This is a genomic window from Shewanella sp. 1180_01 (assembly GCF_052850535.1).
Map to the genome: position 1 here is coordinate 39,210 of NZ_VXCT01000011.1, position 18,774 is coordinate 57,983.

Annotated in this window: 18 protein-coding genes; 6 read left to right on the forward strand and 12 right to left on the reverse strand. The window is 46.8% G+C overall.

Features of this window, described 5'->3' with window-relative positions:
• The first annotated feature begins 89 nt into the window (after nt 1–89).
• The 3 genes from FW758_RS08475 to FW758_RS08485 all read left to right on the forward strand — a co-directional run bounded on the left by FW758_RS08475 (nt 90) and on the right by FW758_RS08485 (nt 3,146).
• A complete protein-coding gene (locus tag FW758_RS08475) occupies nt 90–536 on the forward strand; it encodes a SufE family protein (RefSeq protein ID WP_446445160.1) in 447 nt (148 codons plus the stop codon).
• A 187-nt stretch (nt 537–723) separates the two neighbouring features.
• Nucleotides 724–1,890 (forward strand): membrane dipeptidase, encoded by a 1,167-nt coding sequence (locus FW758_RS08480; RefSeq protein WP_446445161.1) that lies wholly within the window; start codon nt 724–726, stop codon nt 1,888–1,890.
• An 83-nt stretch (nt 1,891–1,973) separates the two neighbouring features.
• On the forward strand, nt 1,974–3,146 hold the full coding sequence (locus FW758_RS08485; protein WP_014615377.1) for an AAA family ATPase: 1,173 nt from the start codon (nt 1,974–1,976) through the stop codon (nt 3,144–3,146).
• A gap of 33 nt (nt 3,147–3,179) precedes the next feature.
• On the opposite strand, the gene FW758_RS08490 is transcribed toward FW758_RS08485, so the two are convergent.
• Together FW758_RS08490 and FW758_RS08495 are read right to left on the reverse strand one after the other, a co-directional pair.
• Nucleotides 3,180–3,422, reverse strand: a complete 243-nt coding sequence (locus FW758_RS08490) for a cupin domain-containing protein (RefSeq protein WP_446445189.1) — start codon at nt 3,420–3,422, stop codon at nt 3,180–3,182.
• A gap of 207 nt (nt 3,423–3,629) precedes the next feature.
• Entirely contained in the window at nt 3,630–3,758 is a 129-nt protein-coding gene (locus FW758_RS08495; protein ID WP_375164278.1) for a cupin, read from the reverse strand.
• A gap of 180 nt (nt 3,759–3,938) precedes the next feature.
• Between FW758_RS08495 and FW758_RS08500 the strand changes: the two genes are divergently transcribed.
• Nucleotides 3,939–6,422, forward strand: coding sequence for a toxin-antitoxin system YwqK family antitoxin (locus tag FW758_RS08500; RefSeq protein WP_446445162.1), 2,484 nt, complete (start codon nt 3,939–3,941; stop codon nt 6,420–6,422).
• A 156-nt stretch (nt 6,423–6,578) separates the two neighbouring features.
• On the opposite strand, the gene FW758_RS08505 is transcribed toward FW758_RS08500, so the two are convergent.
• Together FW758_RS08505 and FW758_RS08510 are read right to left on the reverse strand one after the other, a co-directional pair.
• On the reverse strand, nt 6,579–6,953 hold the full coding sequence (locus tag FW758_RS08505) for a PH domain-containing protein (RefSeq protein ID WP_106651556.1): 375 nt from the start codon (nt 6,951–6,953) through the stop codon (nt 6,579–6,581).
• A 198-nt stretch (nt 6,954–7,151) separates the two neighbouring features.
• Nucleotides 7,152–9,068, reverse strand: coding sequence for a peptidase U32 family protein (locus FW758_RS08510; RefSeq protein ID WP_446445163.1), 1,917 nt, complete (start codon nt 9,066–9,068; stop codon nt 7,152–7,154).
• A gap of 216 nt (nt 9,069–9,284) precedes the next feature.
• Between FW758_RS08510 and rluA the strand changes: the two genes are divergently transcribed.
• Entirely contained in the window at nt 9,285–9,962 is a 678-nt protein-coding gene (rluA, locus tag FW758_RS08515) for a bifunctional tRNA pseudouridine(32) synthase/23S rRNA pseudouridine(746) synthase RluA (protein ID WP_259582237.1), read from the forward strand.
• 95 nt (nt 9,963–10,057) lie between these two features.
• Nucleotides 10,058–10,519 (forward strand): transcriptional regulator AsnC, encoded by a 462-nt coding sequence (asnC, locus tag FW758_RS08520; protein WP_006080290.1) that lies wholly within the window; start codon nt 10,058–10,060, stop codon nt 10,517–10,519.
• Between the two features lie 297 nt (nt 10,520–10,816).
• Here the strand turns inward: asnC and FW758_RS08525 are convergent, their stop codons facing one another.
• From FW758_RS08525 to FW758_RS08560, 8 genes are all read right to left on the reverse strand, one after another.
• Complete coding sequence (locus FW758_RS08525; protein WP_342900201.1) at nt 10,817–11,587, reverse strand: ABC transporter permease; 771 nt, start codon at nt 11,585–11,587, stop codon at nt 10,817–10,819.
• Entirely contained in the window at nt 11,584–12,522 is a 939-nt protein-coding gene (locus FW758_RS08530; protein WP_446445164.1) for an ABC transporter ATP-binding protein, read from the reverse strand. The genes FW758_RS08525 and FW758_RS08530 overlap by 4 nt, the downstream gene beginning before the upstream one ends.
• A 206-nt stretch (nt 12,523–12,728) precedes the next feature.
• Nucleotides 12,729–13,259, reverse strand: coding sequence for a hypoxanthine phosphoribosyltransferase (gene hpt, locus FW758_RS08535; RefSeq protein WP_011845844.1), 531 nt, complete (start codon nt 13,257–13,259; stop codon nt 12,729–12,731).
• Between the two features lie 7 nt (nt 13,260–13,266).
• Nucleotides 13,267–13,926: a flavin prenyltransferase UbiX gene (locus FW758_RS08540; RefSeq protein ID WP_006080284.1), complete on the reverse strand. Its 660-nt coding sequence runs from the start codon at nt 13,924–13,926 to the stop codon at nt 13,267–13,269.
• A gap of 1 nt (nt 13,927) precedes the next feature.
• Nucleotides 13,928–15,319: a UDP-N-acetylmuramate:L-alanyl-gamma-D-glutamyl-meso-diaminopimelate ligase gene (mpl, locus tag FW758_RS08545; RefSeq protein WP_126492703.1), complete on the reverse strand. Its 1,392-nt coding sequence runs from the start codon at nt 15,317–15,319 to the stop codon at nt 13,928–13,930.
• Between the two features lie 447 nt (nt 15,320–15,766).
• The gene (locus FW758_RS08550) at nt 15,767–16,405 is read right to left on the reverse strand and encodes a hypothetical protein (RefSeq protein WP_012090140.1); all 639 of its coding nucleotides are present in this window, start codon (nt 16,403–16,405) and stop codon (nt 15,767–15,769) included.
• Between the two features lie 169 nt (nt 16,406–16,574).
• Complete coding sequence (locus FW758_RS08555) at nt 16,575–17,441, reverse strand: sterol desaturase family protein (protein WP_446445165.1); 867 nt, start codon at nt 17,439–17,441, stop codon at nt 16,575–16,577.
• Between the two features lie 143 nt (nt 17,442–17,584).
• Nucleotides 17,585–18,616 (reverse strand): DUF2804 domain-containing protein, encoded by a 1,032-nt coding sequence (locus FW758_RS08560; RefSeq protein ID WP_446445166.1) that lies wholly within the window; start codon nt 18,614–18,616, stop codon nt 17,585–17,587.
• Between the last annotated feature and the right edge of the window lie 158 nt (nt 18,617–18,774).

Sequence of the window (18,774 nt, forward strand, 5' to 3'; positions counted from 1 at the left end):
TTAACGACTGAACCACGCGACTCTTGCGCTCAAGATAAGTTACGTTCAAGACAAGTTACGCTCAAATAAGTGAGACAGGATTTAGCCCTATGACAGATTCGACTATGCCAATGCCAAGCGAGGCCGATTTTCACTATTCAGTGCAAGATGCCGAGACCTTGCTGACGCGTTTTACCAAGGCACCTAACTGGCAGGAAAGATATCGCCAAATTATGTTTCTAGGCAAAGACTTACCGAGTTTAAGCCCAGAACTTCGCGTCGAAGCCGCTCAAGTAAAAGGTTGTGAAAGTGATGCGTGGATTTATCACCTCGAACAGGCTGGCAAACATTATTATTTAGCCGACAGCGATGCCCGCATCGTTAAGGGATTGATCGGATTATTGCTTGGCGCCTGCCATGGCAAAAGTCGCGCTGAGATCCAAGCATTTGATCCTACAGCTTACTTCAAACAATTGGGCCTAGAAGGTCAGCTCAGCCCATCACGCACCAACGGCCTTAATTCACTCGCAAAAGCCATGCTTGAAGCCACTCTATAGCTTCACGATAGCCACAGGCCAAGGGTTTTCATTTACTGCGACCAGCGATAATTGAAACCGCTTGGCAATAACAAATCATCACAACTCCAGCTCGGGGACAAAGGCCAAAAAAGGGATTTAATCAAAGACTTCTACGCCCTAAAAAGGTATAAAGAAGTTACATTTGAGTTATTGATAGGAACCGAGCATGCCCATCAAGGCAGTCAATCACCACCGTCGTACTCTTCTTAAAGGTCTTGGCGCAGCAACACTATTAAGCCCACTCGCCAGTATGCCTAGCTTTGCCGCCATACAGAGGCGGATATATGTCGATGGTTTATCCTTCCTTCCCGATGATTTAAGTGATGTAACTGCCTCTAAACTCGATGCCTATCTTTGCGATATTTCGGCTATTGAGACCATAGAACAAGCCGATGGCACTCAAAACTACAAACGCACCTATAAAGCCTGCATGGAAAGCATTAAGCAGGCAGCTAAACGGGTGAGCGATAATCCCGATATTTTACTGCAAGGCCTGAGGGGGCGCGATATTCAACGTGCCCGCGACAGCCAACGCACTGCGGTGTTCTTTCAAATCCAAGGCGCAGATTGTGTCGAAGAAGACAGTGAAGCTAATCAGTGGGCACGGGTGGATGAATTCCATCAACAAGGGCTGCGCGTATTACAGCTCACCCACCACTATGGCAACACTTTCGCCGGCGGCGCCTTAGACAGTGATACCAATGGCGGACTCAACAAGCCGCTCACCGCCCATGGACGCGAACTTATCGCCAAACTCAATCATGCCAATATCTTGGTCGATGTGAGTCACTCCAGCGCCCAAACCGCTTTAGATGTCGCTAAGATCACTAAGTCTCCCATAGTGCAGAGTCACGGTGCAGCGCGCGGCATAGTTAACCATGCCCGTTGTTCACCCGATGAAGTGATCCGCGCCATCGGCGATAGCGGCGGCGTATTCGGCGTATTTATGATGAGCTTCTGGCTCACCAATAATGCCGTGCCCACGATCGATGACTATATTCGCCAACTGGAATATGTGTCGCGTGTCGGCGGTGTGGATAGTGTGGCAATCGCCAATGACTTCCCACTGCGTGGCCAAGAAAACTTACTGGCTCTTGATAACAATAACGCCCAAGGCATTAAAGAATATCAAGAATGGTGGTACAGCCTGAGGGCAAAAGGCGTGCTAGGTTTTGATGCAGAGCCAAGGCATGTCGTGATCCCCGAGCTAAATCATATCGATCGCATGAGCCGTATCGATGATGCCTTAGCCAAGGCGCGCTTTAAAGCCACCGACCGCGACCGTTTTATGGGTGGCAACTGGCAACGCGTGCTCAATAAAGTACTACTGTAAATACCATTGTTTTATCGCCCTGTTTAATTTACTTTGTCGAAAAATTTACGGGCTTACCTGCTCGCTTCAGTCTTGGATATTCTATGCTGACCACACTCGCCATTTTCAATTATCGCTCTCTGCGTGAAATCGTCTTGCCCCTAGGACAACTCAATTTAATCACAGGGGCAAATGGCAGTGGTAAATCGAATCTATACAAGGCGCTACGTTTACTGGCACAAACGGCGCAAGGCGGCGTCGTCAACGCCTTAGCCCAAGAAGGCGGACTCGATTCCAGCTTTTGGGCGGGGCCAGAAAACTTCACCAAAGGCATGTTAGCAGGCGACACCGCCATTGAAGCCACCGTCAGGCAAGCGCCAAAACGCCTTAAGCTTGGGTTTGCTGGCGAAGATTTTAGCTATCTTATTGAACTCGGTTTACCCAAACCCGACGCCACTACGCTGTTTGGCTTAGATCCACAAATCAAGCGCGAAGCCATTTGGAACGGACCTAAGTATCGCCCCTCCACTGTGTTAGTTGAGCGCCGTGGTCCTATGGTGAAAAGCCGCAGCACTGATGGGCAAGGCTGGATAACATTAGGCGCCCACCTGCAAACTGGCGACAGTATTTTTACCGAGCTTGCCGATCCAGAGCGCTGCCCAGAAGTGCTCAAGCTTCGCGACAGTATCCGCGCGTGGCGCTTTTACGATCACTTCAGAACCGATGCCGAAGCCCCTGCACGGCGACCACAATTAGGCACGGCCACGCCGGTATTGCACCACGATGGCCGTGATTTAGCCTCGGCAATTCAAACCATTTTTGAGATAGGCGATAAATCGGCTTTCGATCATGCGGTGAGCGATGCGTTTCCCGGTGCTAAGGTTCGAATCGAGCCGCAAGAGGGCGGCATTTTAGTGCTCGCATTTCATCAGCATGGTTTATTAAGGCCACTCAATGCCAGTGAATTGTCGGACGGCACCCTGCGTTATTTGCTGTTAATCGCCGCCCTACTGACCCCAAGACCGCCAGAGCTTATGGTGTTAAATGAGCCAGAAACCAGTCTGCATCCAGATTTATTGCCTGCGCTGGCACGCTTAATTGCGAAGGTATCAGAGGAGTGTCAGCTGTGGGTGGTATCCCACGCCAATCGGCTTATCAATGCCTTAAGCCAATTTGAACACTGCAATACCTTGGCCTTAGACAAAACCTTAGGCCAAACGCAGATCCAAGGCCAAGACTTGCTCAATACGCCCAGTTGGCTATGGCAGAATCGTTAGTCGGCGGTGCTGGTGCTAACGCGATTGCCCTCATCAATCGTAAAATACCGCGAGCCATAGGGTTTCTGAGCTGTTAGAAGTCGAAGCAACGCGGTGTTTTTGATGGGGCACAATCGTTAAGTAATCACCAGGGGTTAGCGTAACGGGTTCATCTTGTTCAAATTCAAGCGTCGCCGCCCCTTTAAGTAACATCACCCATTCATGCTGAGTTTGATCGTACCATTGACCGTCGGGTAGATACCCAAACCACCTGAAGATGCAGGATTCAGCGGGAATTTAACGCACTTTAGGCAAGGCGGCTATTTGCAGACCTAGTGGACTAAGTTAAAAATAGCCAACACGGCATAAAGTGCGTTAAAACCCGCCGGGACGGAGCGCTTAGGGCACTCCACTTCCGTGTTGCATCAATTCAGAAGGTGGCCGACATTCTGTCATTGATGCGCCTTGAATTGAAGCACCCTAAGCGCTCTGAAACTCGTATCTTCAGGTAGCTTGGGTATATTGCCCATTAGAGACGATGCGCTCTATGGTCACAGAGTCATTACCCGCCAGTTTTTCAAACACTTCCGCCGATAAATCAGTGGGTAGTTTTGCAAAAAAGTTATCAAGCATTTTGTGTTTATTCCTCTGCTTTTATTCGCTCTCTCTGCTGATTAAACTGTATGTTTAACAATCAAACATTGAGAAACGAAACCATTAACCGCTATGATATGCGCACTGAAATACTCAAGGGCCATGAGTATCCATCAGATAAGCTTATTGTTTTACATATGGATATGGAGATCTCCCCCAATGTCGTTGTTTCGCGCACTAAAAGCCAAATTATTTCCCTCAAGCCAAACTAGCCGCGATCCAAAAGACATTCATCTTCAAACTGAACCGCAAGTCCCCAGCCAAGAGCAAACGCAGGAGCCGTTAGTCGCTGCGCCGCTATTCCAGCGTCACTTCAGCTTAAAAATCCATGCGACAAAGGCAGACGCGACCGCTTGTGAAGAAAATGCCAACCACGGCTTAACTCTCTATCACTACGATACGCCCCAAGTCATAGAACTCTTAGGCTGGGAAAATGCCAATGAATGCTGTGACTTTCACCAAACCGAATTCGACCGCCTCGAAATCGGCAATCAATCCCCTTTTCCCGAGCAACATTTTTGGCTCGGCACAGAAAAAGTCTGCAGTATCACAGCTCAAAAGAACCACCAGGAAACCACATTATGGCAGGCTGAACTTAACAATCGAGAGGCTCTGTTAATAAGCCACTTTACGCTCGATGCAGACTATAAAGTACAAGGCGACATTCAAGATTACGCCAGCTTAACTGGCCAACTACATCGCACTTATCATCAACTCGATTCTGAAGACGGCGCGGGTATGCTCAGAATTGTCACCCAAACGCCCAATCTCACAGAAGCCGTTGACTCAAACTACTTTGGTGAACGTCATGGCGTTTCCCGCCAGTTCGACGCTCTGGGGGCCTTGTTATTTGAAGGTAACTTTATTAATGATCAACAACTTGGACAGCAAGCTTGGTATGATCATGAGGGCAACATAACCCAGAGTGAAGAACGCAGTACGAACGGCATATTAGTCAAACGCTATTACAGTAATGGGCAAGTCAGAGAGGATGCTGAACTTGATCGTGATGGCAACTACGTCAATACCTTGAGTCGCTATTATGAGTCTGGCAAACGCTGGCTGACTCGACCTATGCTGGCGAATAAAATCCACGGCATTGAATATATGTACTATGAATGTGGCGCCCTTCAGGCCGAACTGAGTCACGAGCATGGCAACTTAGTTAAAGAGGTATGGTTTCATCCTAATGGCCAGCTCAAACAAAAAATACTCGTCAATGACGCGGGCAAGAGCTTTGAAACCTTTTTTGAAAATGGTCAATTGTCATGGCGTGAGCAATTTAATCCGCAGGGGCTTATCTATGGTATTCGCCAAGAATGGCACCCTAATGGCCAGCTCGCATTACAACTTAACTTCGACAACGGTCTCGCACAGGGGAATCGTGAAAAATGGTACGCCAATGGCCAGCTTGAGGCAAAAATCCCATTTGAACAGGGTAAAGAGCAAGGCATGGCCTACTGGTACCATGACAATGGCCAACTGTCTCTCGAAATGTACCTAGAGAAAGGACTCAGGGAAGGCCTGTTTAAAAGCTACTACAAAAGTGGTGTGCTCTCGGCCGAAGGCCAATATAAAAATAACCTCTCGGTAGCCCCCTTTATCGAATATTACGAAAACCAGCAAGTTCAAATGTATTTACCGCACACCCAAGGCAACCGTGATGGCACTGCCCGCTGGTTTTACCAAGATGGCACGATACGCACTATCTCTGAGTATGAAGTGCGCGACGGCCAAGGCTACCTCAGAGAATCCAGTTTTTATAACAAAAAAGGGGTTCTCGAATCCTATCAAAGTCACTCAAATACCCGCTGTGGCTATCATCTTGAGAATAATCAAAGGGAATACTATCAAGAAGGTATTGCCGATACTCGCATCGAATACTATGAAGATGGCGCCATTCGCTGGTTGCTCACACGAACTCAAGGGGATTTATTTAGCTCTAAATCCTTGTCCCCTCAAGGTTTAATTCTAGAAACTGGCACAATTCAAATTATCGATGGCCGTTACCTCGATGTCGGCCATTGGCAACGGTTTACGCCCCAAGGACAAGTGTATCGCGAAGTCTGGCTAGATGAAGAAGGCCAGCTTATAGAAAGCCGTCACTACTTTGATTTTAATCAGTATCTATCGACTCAAGAAGATGACGAAGCAGAATGGGAAGACGCAGAGCCCCGTCATTATGGCTATGATGACTGTGATATCAGTGACTATGCTGAAGACGATGATGCTGATTGGGAACATGACGAATTAAATGAACATTCAACTAACCACGTACACACAGCTAGCCATCGCAGCAATAGCACATACTTGTCCCACCACAAGTATCACAGGCCCAATGGCGATGCCACAGCGAAACAAGCACAAACTCAAGCCACAGCGGATGTCGACGCTAAAGAGCCGATATTGTCTTATCACTTAAAATTTGACAACGAAAGCAAGCTCTATGCAATGAAGCGCTATCATCCCAATAGCCACATTGCCGAAGAAGGTAATTTACAGATCCAAGGAGAAGAACAATTCTGGGTCGGTATCCATAATCAATACGATGAGCAAGGTAAGCTCAAGCTCTCCGAAACCTACACTATGGCAGGAGAGCCGATAGAGCACACCACCAGCACGAATGCGATATTGTTAAATTAATCAATTTGATATGGATAATGTCAGTATCAATAGATATGAATGATGAGTATAGATAATGTGGTAAGCCCTGATTTAAATTGGCTTACCTTATTTGTCTTACTTACCTTAATCACCAACTCCATTGAAGTAATAAAAATCTAGTTGCAACACTAAAAACTAAAGTGCAAAAGTGGCGATGGTCTTTTGAATACCGACGACATCCGTGCCACGCTTGAGTTCTTTAACTAAAGGTTCGCTCTGGCCTGAGATCCAGATTTTAAGCTCAGCATCTAAATCAAAATGGCCAGTGGTTTCCACTTCAAAATGGGTAATGGATTTATAGGGTATGGAATGGTAGGTGACCTTCTTGCCAGTAAGCCCCTGCTTATCAATTAAGATCAAACGTTTATTGGTGAAAATAAACAAATCGCGGATCACTTTGTAGGCGAGTTTTAATTCTTCTTGAATGCCCATAATAGGCCTTAATTCTTCGGCTAATTCCTGTAAATCAACCTCAGCAGCATTACCGAGTAAACCGTCTAACAGTCCCATTTTAACATCCCTTATTATTGATATTATTTTCAATAAGATATCTGCTGATAACCGAATGTGCAATATTGGGCTTTGATGAAAATATGGGAGTAGCTATGGTGAGGGTAACATAGATATAGGTAGGCAAATTAAGCGTGCGGATGCAGGCTGAATGGGTGTGAGGAGCATTACACTCTGCAATGCTCCTAATGATAAATGTTACAGGTGCTTCTGGCCTCGCACTTGACGGTTTTCACCGACCACCATCATTTCGCATTTAGGACAGTCAAAGACCAGCTTGAGCACATCGTTACCGATTTCAAGCACCATAGGATCGGCTTTGATACCTGGTACTTCCTTCGGACACAGATTGAAGTTAAAGCGCAGGCAATGCTTAGTGATCATTAATGGCACGTCTTCGGTAACACCATTTTTCTCATAGGTATCTTGAATTTCAATCACGCCGTGGCGTTGATAAAAATCCTTGGCCTTCTCATTGGCTACGTTACCTAAGTAGCTCAAATGCTTAACGGGATACACTGCATCTTGGTTATGCTTCCACGGCAGTGGACGCACATAACCTTGCACACGGGCAGCCTCTAGAGCGGCCACACCATCACGGCGCAGACCATTGAGAACTGACGCTGGCAAGAACCAAGCTTGGGCCGTATCGATACTAATGCTACGGGCAACAAAGTCAGTACTGCCGAGCTTACCCAGCTGAGTACGGGTATTTTGTAGGGTCTTGTCGACATCTGTCGCAGGTGTCTTCTCGACCACTAAATTCACTGTGGCGCTTAGGCCATAGATATCCGTCAAGGTCAGCGCCAGTCCGTCTTCGGTGTCGCTCAACCGTAAATCGACGCCGATAATCCGCTTAGAAGATTCTTTCGATAACAGGGCTTCGAAGGCTTGGTTATGGTTACGGTACAAAGTCATGCCGACTTTTAAATCCTTTGGCACCTGCAAAATATGCAGCTTTAAGCCTTCGGCGCGGTTAACTCGCAGGCCTTGCAGCTTGTCATCGGATTGTTTAGCCATGGCAAAATTCGCAGGGAAAAACGCTAAGCCATCGCCGTTATTAAACTCATGGGTTGAGCTCACTTGGATAAAGTCTTTGCCTATGCTGACCACTTTACCGACTTCTTCACCGATATATTTTGGCGAGCGGAAATCTTTAATGCCTTGGCTACGTTCGTTAACAAAGTAATCTGTGCTGCCACGGTTAAAAGTCTTTTCAGGATCGGGAATAAAAGAATGTTCACAACGGCCGTGGGACGAAGCCTTAAACTCAGGGCGACGCGCCATAATCGCATCCAACTTTTGGCGATAATGCGCGGTGACGTTTTTAACGTAACTTAAATCTTTTAAGCGACCTTCAATCTTAAACGAGCGAATGCCCGCGTCGATGAGCGCTTCGAGGTTTTCGGTTTGGTTATTGTCTTTTAAAGACAATAAGTGTTCATTCTGCGCTAACACATCGCCTTGACGGGTTTTAAGATTGCCCGGCAAGCGGCACATTTGCGAGCATTCGCCGCGGTTAGCACTGCGGTTACTAAAAGAATGACTCAAGTTACACAAACCACTGTAAGCCACACACAGAGCGCCGTGGATAAAGAATTCGAGCTGCATATTCGTATGTGCGGCCACATCACGGATTTGGCTCAAGCCTAATTCACGGGCGAGCACTACCTGAGAAAAACCAACTTGCTCTAAGAACGCCACTTTTTCAGGGCTGCGGTTATCCATTTGGGTACTGGCATGCAGGGCAATCGGCGGCAAATTAAGTTGCAAGACGCCCATATCCTGCACAATCAGCGCATCGGCACCGGCTTCGTACAATTGCCAAATGAGTTTTTCGGCATCGGCCAGTTCGTTATCCATCAAAATGGTATTGAGGGCGACGAATACCTGAGCATGATATTGATGAGCATAAGTACAGAGTCGCGCGATATCTTCAACACTGTTACCTGCCGTTGCCCGCGCACCGAATGCGGGCCCCCCTATGTATACCGCATCGGCACCATGGCGTATGGCTTCGATACCGTAGTCAGCATTTTTTGCAGGCGCCAATAACTCAAGGCGGTTATGGACGTGAGAAAGATTCTCGGGAGTGTATATCTCTGGCTGGCTCATGGCTTCAAAGGCTCAACAGGGTCGTTAACAAAAAAGAGCGTAATTATAGCAAGAACTCAAATCCAGCTCTATCAGCAAATCATCAACTAATACGCTTTACTTCGACGCTTTAGTTATCTCAGAAAGGTTCATGCCACAGGCAATCTTTGGGCGTCGCACTTGCACCCTCAAGCCTAGCAGAGTATCTTTGCGGCGCATTGACGAATAGGCCTCATTATGACTGATTTTATTTACCAACCACCGATAACTCCTTGGCTCGATATTCTTTATCAAGATAAAGACATTATCGTCATAAACAAACCTTCGGGATTGTTGTCTGTGCCCGGTCGCGATCCTGCCCATTACGACAGTGTATATGCCCGAGTAAAAGCTGAACATCCCCATAGCCAAATCGTCCACCGCCTCGATATGGCGACCTCAGGCGTAATCGTTGTCGCCCTTATTCGCAGCGCCGAACGTGAATTAAAACGTCAGTTCCACGATAGAGAAACCAGCAAGACCTACTTTGCAAGGGTCGCGGGCCATGTCAAAAATGATACGGGTAGCGTTGATTATCCGCTGATCTGCGACTGGCCGAATCGTCCCAAACAGAAAGTCGATCATCTTGTGGGCAAACCGTCTTTGACTCACTACCAAGTAATAAGTCGTGCCAAACGCTCGACGCTGGTGAAACTCACGCCAATCACAGGCCGCTCACACCAATTACGGGTACATATGATGGCACTAGGCCATCCGATCTTAGGTGATGGTTTTTATGCCGATCCACTGGCCAAATCCTTAGCACCACGCCTATTACTGCATGCGGCAGAGCTCACCATCAAACATCCTTACACGGGTGTCAGTATGACTTTTAGCGCAGAAGTGCCTTTTTGTGAGCCTTTGGGCGAACAATGATCACTAAAATCAACTAAGACGGGCAAAATCGGTAGCAATTCCCCATAAAAAAACGTAACTTTATGACAATTCATTACGTTATAGAGAGTTTATTTATGGATACCGCATTTCAGCGCGATCAACTCGATAATCATATCCTCGAAGCCCTAATGCAGGATGCCCGCACGCCCTTTGCCGAACTCGCTAAACGCTTTAGCGTCAGTGCTGGCACTATCCATGTCCGGGTAGAAAAAATGAAGCAAGCGGGGATCATCACAGGCGCGCAGATCACAGTAAACCCTAAAGCCCTAGGTTATGACGTTTGCTGTTTTATCGGTATCAATCTTAAAAGTGCTGGCGATTACCCCGCCGCAATTGCAAAACTCAACGCCCTCGAAGAAGTCGTCGAAGCCTATTACACCACAGGCAACTACAGTATTTTCGTAAAGGTAATGTGCCAATCCATCGATGGTTTACAGCACGTACTCATCAATCGCATTCAATCGATCGATGAAATCCAGTCGACAGAAACCTTAATCAGCCTACAAAACCCAATAGTCAGAGCGGTTAAGCCATAAAAAAACATCACTCACAGAGCGATGTTTTTAGTGCAATCCAGACAATAGAGTAGAGCTATCCAATATCAATTGCTCTACTCTTAACTCATTCTTAACCACAACGTAATGAAGATCATTGTCGGGTACTTGCAGATTTTAAGGTCGTGATAAACTGAGAAAGATTACAACAACGAAAAACAGGCTCTAAATATTCATGCCCAAGTCGTATGCAATTGATGGTTTTCAAAAAACATTCAAATCGCGACTTGGGCTTCGGCTGCCTTCTTAGATACAGCTCAGGTTAATGAATCAAACCCACTATGAACGTAACCCTATTCCGCGCGAGACTAAGTAATACGCTAAGGTCCACAGGGCGACACAGAAACCGATCATAATGGCGATGGATAATGGCACGCTGATATCGGCGAAGCCTAAAAAGCCATAGCGGAACACGTTGATCATATAGACTACAGGGTTGAGTGCCGACACGCCTTGCCAGAAAGGGGGCAAGAGTGACAGGGAGTAAAATACCCCGCCAAGGTAAGTTAATGGAGTAAGCACAAAGGTCGGGATAATACTGATGTCGTCGAAACTTTTTGCAAAAACAGCGTTAATTAAGCCACCCAAGGAGAATAGCACTGAGGTTAAAAACACTGTCATTACCACTAAACCAGCATGATGCAAGCTAATATCAACAAAGAACATGGCCACAAGCGTCACTATTAGGCCGACACACAAACCGCGCGCCACGCCGCCACCAACATAACCTGCAATCAACACATAATGGGGCACAGGAGCCACCATCAGCTCTTCTAAATTGCGTTGAAATTTAGCACTGTAGAATGAGCTCGCCACGTTCGAGTAAGAGTTAGTGATCACCGACATCATGATCAAACCCGGGGCGATAAACTCCATATAAGATACGCCGCCCATCTCTCCAATTCGGCTGCCGACTAAGTTACCAAAGATCAAGAAATACAAGGTCATGGTAATCGCAGGCGGCACTAAAGTCTGGATCCAAATTCGCGTAAAACGATTGATTTCTTTGCTTAAGATGCTTTTAAAGGCAATAAAGTAGAGCTTATTCATGCTGAGGCTCCCTGAGTTTTCTTCACGAGTTCGACGAAGAGTTCTTCTAAGCGATTAGACTTGTTGCGCATCGATAGCACTTCTATATTGGCCGCACTTAATTGGCTAAAGACATCGTTGAGATTATGCTCTTTCACCACATCCACCTCTAAAGTATGAGGGTCGGTTAAGCGGCAAGTCATGCCATCGAGTACGGGTGCAGTAGCTGTATCCCTACGCAAATCAAGAATAAACGTCTCCATATTCAGCTTACTCAGCAACGCCTTCATGCTAGTGCATTCCACTAAAATACCTTTATCAATAATGCCGATATTACGGCAAAGCATTTCCGCTTCTTCGAGGTAATGGGTGGTCAGGATGATCGTCACGCCCTGCTGATTAATTTGTTTGAGAAACTCCCACATAGAGCGGCGTAGTTCAATATCCACCCCTGCGGTAGGTTCATCTAAAATCAATAATTTAGGTTCGTGCATCAGGGCGCGAGCAATCATTAACCGTCGCTTCATGCCACCAGATAATTCCCGCGAAGGGCTATTGCGCTTTTCCCACAAATCCAGTTGGCTTAAATATTTTTTGGCACGCTCAAGGGCAACCGGTTTTGGCACACCATAGTAACCCGCTTGATTCACCACGATTTGCAGCACAGTTTCAAACTGGTTGAAGTTAAACTCTTGCGGCACTAAACCAATGCAGAGCTTGGCGTGTTCTAGCTGTTTATCGATATCATAATCAAAGACTTTGACCGAACCTGAACTCTTCTGCACTAAGGAGCTGATAATACCAATCGTGGTGGATTTACCCGCACCATTGGGGCCGAGCAAGGCAAAGAAGTCCCCTTGATTGACGGTGAGGCTGATGCCTTTGACCGCTTCGACGCCGCCTTTATAGGTTTTTTTAAGCCCTTCGAGTACCAGAGCATGGGTAATATTCGCCATATTTGTACCGATCCTTACACATTAGAAAGTAATAAGATGGTGCTAAAAAACACAATTACAATGATGGATTGCAGAACTAACGCAAAAAGTTAGCTAATTGATTGAAAAACCAATCTTTAATGATTCAATTATTTATACTATTTTTTATATAGCCGTAAAAAGCAAAACTCCCGCCTGTTGCGGGAGTTTTAAACGATATCAGACACTTAATCGAGTGGCACGACTTTCGCGATGTAAGGTAGATTGCGATATTGCTCTGCATAATCAATACCATAACCCACGATAAACTCATCAGGGATAGTGAAACCGATAAAATCGACCTTCACATCCACTTCACGACGTTCAGGTTTATCCAGCAGGGTGCACAGTGCAAGGCTCTTAGGCTCGCGCAGTAACAGCATCTCGCGCACTTTGCTTAAGGTGTTACCTGAGTCAATCAAGTCTTCCACAATCAATACATCGCGACCGGCGATATCTGATTGCACATCTTTCAGCACTTTCACATCCCGTGAGCTGGTCATAGCATTGCCATAACTGGAAACCGACATAAAATCGATTTCAACATGGCCTTTAATTCGGCGACACAGGTCAGCCATAAAGACCACTGAGCCTTTTAACAAGCCTACCATCAGCAGACGTTCGCTGTGGGCATAATGGGCATTGATTAGCTCGGCCATTTGATCCAATTTCTGGCTTATCTCTTCTGCAGAGATCATCACTTCGGTGGTGTGTTTCATATAAGTCTCAATTGTCGAGGTCGCGGTTAGACTGTTTGTCATAACCCCAGCGACTCGTTAATGCATGGTCAACGCCCAAATGATCGAGAATTCGAGCGACCATGAAGTCTACCAGATCTTCTACCGATTTGGGATTGTGATAAAAGCCGGGCGCGGCGGGCATAATGGTCGCGCCGAGGCGAGAAAGGCTCAACATATGCTCTAAGTGTATGGCACTAAAAGGAGTTTCCCTCGGCACTAGAATAAGTTGACCGCGCTCTTTAATCACCACATCGGCGGCACGTTCGAGTAAATTATTACTCATTCCTGTGGCCACTGCCGCTAACGTCCCCGTCGAGCAAGGGCAAATCACCATTTGCTTAGGTGCGGCGCTGCCCGATGCGGGCGGTGAAAACCACTCATCTTTACCTAATACCACTAACTCGCCAGTAATAATTACGCCTTTTTCGTGCAGTAAAGCCAACAGCTGGGCATGGGCTTTGTCGCTGTTGGCGCTTAACTGCAAACCGTGCTCAGTCGCTAATACTACCCGAGCGGCACTGGAAATCATCAAAAACACTTGATAACCCGATACCAACAGACACTCGAGCAACTTAAGGCCATAGGGGGCGCCCGAGGCGCCCGTCCAAGCTAAGCTAATTGCCTTTGTCGACTTTGTGTAGCTCATCTTAAACCAACTCTACAGTTGAACGCTGCTCTAATGCGGCCAGCAGCTTCTTATGTAACCCGCCAAAACCGCCATTACTCATCACCACTATGGTGTCGCCCGCTTTGGCCGTTGCCGTTACTTTGGCGACCACATCATCAATTTGATGTAACACAGTCACGGGGATCACCGCCGCTTCCATGGCTTCTTTCATGTTCCAGTCGATGGTATCGGCTTGATATAAAAAGGCTTCGTCGGCTTGCATCATAGAAAAAGCTAAAGTGTCTTTATGGACACCGCTCTTCATGGTGTTTGAGCGCGGCTCGAGTACCACAGTAATCTTGCTCTGACCGACCTTAGCCCGCATGCCTTTTAACGTGGTCGCAATCGCCGTTGGATGGTGGGCAAAGTCGTCGTATACGCTCACGCCGTTAACGGTTCCGAGTAATTCGAGTCGACGTTTAGGTGGCATAAACTTAGCTAAGGCTTCAATTGCAGCACTCGGCTTAACGCCCACATGACGCGCAGCAGCAATGGCCATCATGGCGTTTTCAATATTGTGCTGACCAATCAAATCCCATTCGAGAATGCCTTGGGACTCACCATCAAAAAACACTTCAAAGCGATGGCAATCATCACTTAAGGCTTTGCCATACCAACCGTTGGCAGATTCGGCTAAATGATAGGTTTCTTGCTCGCTCCAGCACCCCATATCAATCGTCTGCTTAACGGCATGGGAATCTGCGGGCCAAACGATCTTTCCTTCGCCAGGTACAGTGCGAACTAAATGATTAAACTGTTTTTGAATCGCGGCCAGATCGGCAAAAATATCGGCATGATCGAACTCAAGATTGTTGATCACTAAGGTACGTGGATGATAATGCACGAATTTCGAACGTTTATCGAAGAAGGCACTGTCGTATTCATCGGCCTCAACCACAAAAAAAGCCGTCTTGCCTAAACGCGCCGACACACCAAAGTTTTGCGGTACGCCACCGATTAAGAAGCCTGGCTCATAACCGCAATCATCTAAAATCCAGGCTAACATACTAGAAGTCGAGGTTTTACCGTGAGTACCAGACACTGCCAGTACCCAACGCTCAGGCAAAATATGATCGGCTAAAAACTGCGGGCCAGAGGTATAAGGGATGCCAATGTTCAACACGGCTTCCACGCAAGGATTACCACGGCTCATGGCATTACCAATCACAACTAAGTCAGGATAATGCCCCGCTTCACCCAGCTGGCTGGGATCAAAACCTTGAATAAGCTCAATGCCTTGGTCCTCTAGTTGCGTGCTCATTGGAGGATAGACATTGGCATCCGAGCCCGTCACTCTGTGCCCTTTTGCCCTAGCCAATAACGCTAGACCACCCATGAAGGTTCCACAAATTCCTAAAATATGTACGTGCATACCGCTCGCTCTGATGTTTTGAATTCAATGCCATTCTAATCCATCGGGCGACAGATTGGCAGGTAACAATCGGCGAAAAGCACTGCAATCGCAAATGACAGTTTTTAAATCCGTGGATTTCACATTCGAGTTGCAGAACTGAGATTTTTAGATAACAGGAAAACTAACACAAGGCCGAAAACTGTCGCAATGCAGGGTACTATACCCAAACAACCTGAAGATGCAGGATTCAGCGGGAGTTTAACGCACTTTAGGCAAGGCGGTTATTTGCAGACCTAGCGGGCTAAGTTAAAAATAACCAACGCAGCATAAAGTGCGTTAAAACCCGCCGGGACGGAGCGCCTAGGGTGCTTCACTTCCGTGTTGCATCAATTCAAAAGGTGGCCGACATTCTGTCATTGATGCGCCTTGAATTGAAGCAGCCTAGGCGCTCTGAAACTCGTATCTTCAGGTTGCTTGGGTATAGCGTAAGTCTCGATAGAATTGAGCATGCTGAGAGCGGTGACGACTAAATAAGAATTGACGTAACGCTTCGCGCTCTTCGGTTTCAGCCTGAAACTTAACAAAGGCCAGACCTTTCTCGCTACGAATAGGCTCAATATCGACGCGCATAGTCTCGCCATTAGGCAGTTGTAATTGCAGATCTTTACTGCCTAACAATTGCTTAAATTGCTGCTGCGATTTAGCACGAATAGCCATGCCAGAACTGGATAACGAGGCAACTGACCATTGCTCACCTTGATCGTGGTCAAATATCCACACATCATCGGCTTGGGTTAACCGCCAACTGCGCTCCACTCCCGAAGCATCGAGCACTTCAGGCACGCCTAAAGTGGGTTGAAACTGTCCAAAATCATCCACTTTCATCAATAGCGGAAACCAGAGTTTATAGGGCCCGACTTCAGCCAATAACGTGAGTTTTGCCTTACCCAAAATCGAAGCGATAACTTGCGGCACTTCAGTTGTGACTGTGAGCACGTGATTGACTAGGGGATCGTTGGTCAAGGCAGTGCCCACACGAGTCGGCGAAAAAAGTTCACTAAAACAAGCAAGCTCCTCCGCGGATAATCGAGGTTCATCCATCATGATAAGTCCTCCCAAGTTAAATGCCTTCCCTCAAAAAGTACCACCAAAGTATGATGTTGTACATTTTTACACCAAAATACTGGCAAAAAAGGGAATATAGGCTAGCAAGGCTAAATTCAAGAGGCTATTAGCCATTTGCGCTATTTAACTTGGAAAATACAGTGGATTGTTATTCCTCGCTTTTTAAACTGCTGGAAGGCGGAGCAAACAAGATACGTAGTCGTTGTTTAACACTCAAGCCTGCCGCGGTAACCTCAGCAAACATGTCTCGCCATTCGCTAAACGTCACTTTAAAGGGATTAAAACTATTCACAGGCTTAGTGATACCGTAAATCACTGTCTCTACCTCGGGCTCAAAAGTGCCAAACAGCTTGTCCCAAATAATCAGCACACCCGCATAGTTTTTATCTATATATTGGGGATTACGACCGTGGTGCACCCTGTGATGTGACGGTGTATTAAAGACCCATTCCAGCGGTCCGAGTGATTTAATCGCTTGGGTATGCACAAAAAATTGCAATCCTAGATTGAGTAATACCACAAACACCACCCAGTTTGGGTCGAAACCTATGACCACCAACGGCAACCAAAACACCCACATGCCCGCAAACGGATACATTAAACTCTGGCGAAACGCCGTGCTAAAGTTCATATTCTCAGAGCTATGGTGCACCACGTGAGCCGCCCACATCCAACGCACTCTGTGGCTCGCCCTGTGGAACCAGTAGTAACAAAAATCCTGCGCAACCATCAAGGCAATAAAGCTTAATGGGCCCATTTCAATATCGAATAACTTCCAACCAAACATCGCCAGATACAGCTTAGCGATCAACAAGCCAGTGAGCAGATCGGCACCTTGATGCATGGCCGCGAGGCTGAAATTACACAGCACTTCTTGGCCGCGATAACGTGCACTCAAGGGTAGCTTTTGTTTTTTATCGCCAAAATACCATTCCAGCAAAATACACACGAAAAACAACGGCGCGAGCACGAGCAGTAACACTTCGGGGTGCTGGATCAGCGAGGCGATATCCATATAAGGTCGTCCTGTTCTCTTGTTGTTTTATGATTATTTTTAGTGTTTTTTATATCGATTCTGAGCGAATTTTATAAACCGCATTAAACGCCACAACACAGACAACAGTGGTCGGTTAGTCGCGTTTTACGACCCGCATTTGGTTACCAGCGGGCATAGTGATCTTCGGCGAGTCCCAGCACATTATTCAACTGGTAACTGCGCCCTTGATTATCGGTAATCGTGCCGCTGAAATGACCGATGAATTGGCGAAAATTGCTCTTAAGCAAGAGCAAGTTACGCTTTTCACTGCGACAATTGCGCGCCGCAAACTGTAAATCCACTTGGCCATTTTGGCTGTAGACTCGCCAAACCTCGGCGCCGAGCGTGGCGTGTCGATCAAACTCAAATTGCACTGACCCGAGTAAATGACGCTCGCCATTAATCCAAAAGACATTTTCAGTAGCGCCGGTTTCATTGACGCCCGCGGCTAAATTAAGCCCCATAATGCCCTCATGGATCCGCGCGTTGATTGACGCCCAGCGCCAACTCGTATCACGGCGCATGTAACCCGCCGAAAAGTCATAGCCAGCTAAAGCGTGATTCAGCGGCTGCGGCTCATGAGCTACAGTAAAACTACCTTTAACCGTCAAACCATTATGTTTCTGTGTGTAAGTCCAGCCGTTGTATCCCGTAGGGCTACACATGGCCATAGGCAAACTTAAGGGTGCTGAGTGCAAAGTCACATCGGCTTGAATATTTTTAGTATCAATGATTAACCGCCAACCGCCCTCTACAATCTCAAAGCTTAACTGCGCTCCTTTACGGCCAATACGACTTTTACCCTCAGCGGGAGATGGCGTCATCTGATAGCCAAATCTTAAAGGTTTTAGCCAATCAAGCTGGGTGAGAGTGTTGGTTTTTATGTCGTATAAATAACAAAACGCACTGCCGACGTAAGCAATATCGGCGAGTGCGATACCAAGGACATAACGTGGTGTGACCAAAGAGACAAACTGAAATTGTTTATAATCGAAATGCTTGGCCCACGCTGAAGCGGGTTTATCCATAGTATCGAAGTAGGCAAAGTCCGCTAAACCTAAGGTTTTAACTATGCCATCAAAATGGCCGAAATGGGGTAAGCCCTTGGGATTGATCAGGCTATCTGGGGCGATTTGCGTTGCTATCGTTAACATGACTAAGCCTTACAGAAAGGACGCGGGAGCATCTGTGCTCTCTCATTCTAAACATCGAATTTTTACTCTAACCTGTCCCCCTTTGCATTAAAAGAGTGCAAGGTCAAAATGTTGTCATTTTGTTGCTGACGAGTATTCTGTTTACAGCTTTAATATCC

Excerpts from the sequence above, each read along its gene's own strand:
- FW758_RS08505 (WP_106651556.1), bottom strand. The coding sequence starts at position 6,953 with ATGGGACTGTTAGACGGTTTACTCGGTAATGCTGCTGAGGTTGATTTA.
- hpt (WP_011845844.1), bottom strand. The coding sequence starts at position 13,259 with ATGAAACACACCACCGAAGTGATGATCTCTGCAGAAGAGATAAGCCAG.
- FW758_RS08540 (WP_006080284.1), bottom strand. The coding sequence starts at position 13,926 with ATGAGCTACACAAAGTCGACAAAGGCAATTAGCTTAGCTTGGACGGGC.
- FW758_RS08550 (WP_012090140.1), bottom strand. The coding sequence starts at position 16,405 with ATGATGGATGAACCTCGATTATCCGCGGAGGAGCTTGCTTGTTTTAGT.
- rluA (WP_259582237.1), top strand. The coding sequence starts at position 9,285 with ATGACTGATTTTATTTACCAACCACCGATAACTCCTTGGCTCGATATT.
- asnC (WP_006080290.1), top strand. The coding sequence starts at position 10,058 with ATGGATACCGCATTTCAGCGCGATCAACTCGATAATCATATCCTCGAA.
- FW758_RS08555 (WP_446445165.1), bottom strand. The coding sequence starts at position 17,441 with ATGGATATCGCCTCGCTGATCCAGCACCCCGAAGTGTTACTGCTCGTG.
- FW758_RS08525 (WP_342900201.1), bottom strand. The coding sequence starts at position 11,587 with ATGAATAAGCTCTACTTTATTGCCTTTAAAAGCATCTTAAGCAAAGAA.
- FW758_RS08530 (WP_446445164.1), bottom strand. The coding sequence starts at position 12,522 with ATGGCGAATATTACCCATGCTCTGGTACTCGAAGGGCTTAAAAAAACC.
- FW758_RS08485 (WP_014615377.1), top strand. The coding sequence starts at position 1,974 with ATGCTGACCACACTCGCCATTTTCAATTATCGCTCTCTGCGTGAAATC.
- FW758_RS08475 (WP_446445160.1), top strand. The coding sequence starts at position 90 with ATGACAGATTCGACTATGCCAATGCCAAGCGAGGCCGATTTTCACTAT.
- FW758_RS08560 (WP_446445166.1), bottom strand. The coding sequence starts at position 18,616 with ATGTTAACGATAGCAACGCAAATCGCCCCAGATAGCCTGATCAATCCC.
- FW758_RS08480 (WP_446445161.1), top strand. The coding sequence starts at position 724 with ATGCCCATCAAGGCAGTCAATCACCACCGTCGTACTCTTCTTAAAGGT.
- FW758_RS08510 (WP_446445163.1), bottom strand. The coding sequence starts at position 9,068 with ATGAGCCAGCCAGAGATATACACTCCCGAGAATCTTTCTCACGTCCAT.
- FW758_RS08495 (WP_375164278.1), bottom strand. The coding sequence starts at position 3,758 with ATGCTTGATAACTTTTTTGCAAAACTACCCACTGATTTATCGGCGGAA.
- FW758_RS08500 (WP_446445162.1), top strand. The coding sequence starts at position 3,939 with ATGTCGTTGTTTCGCGCACTAAAAGCCAAATTATTTCCCTCAAGCCAA.
- mpl (WP_126492703.1), bottom strand. The coding sequence starts at position 15,319 with ATGCACGTACATATTTTAGGAATTTGTGGAACCTTCATGGGTGGTCTA.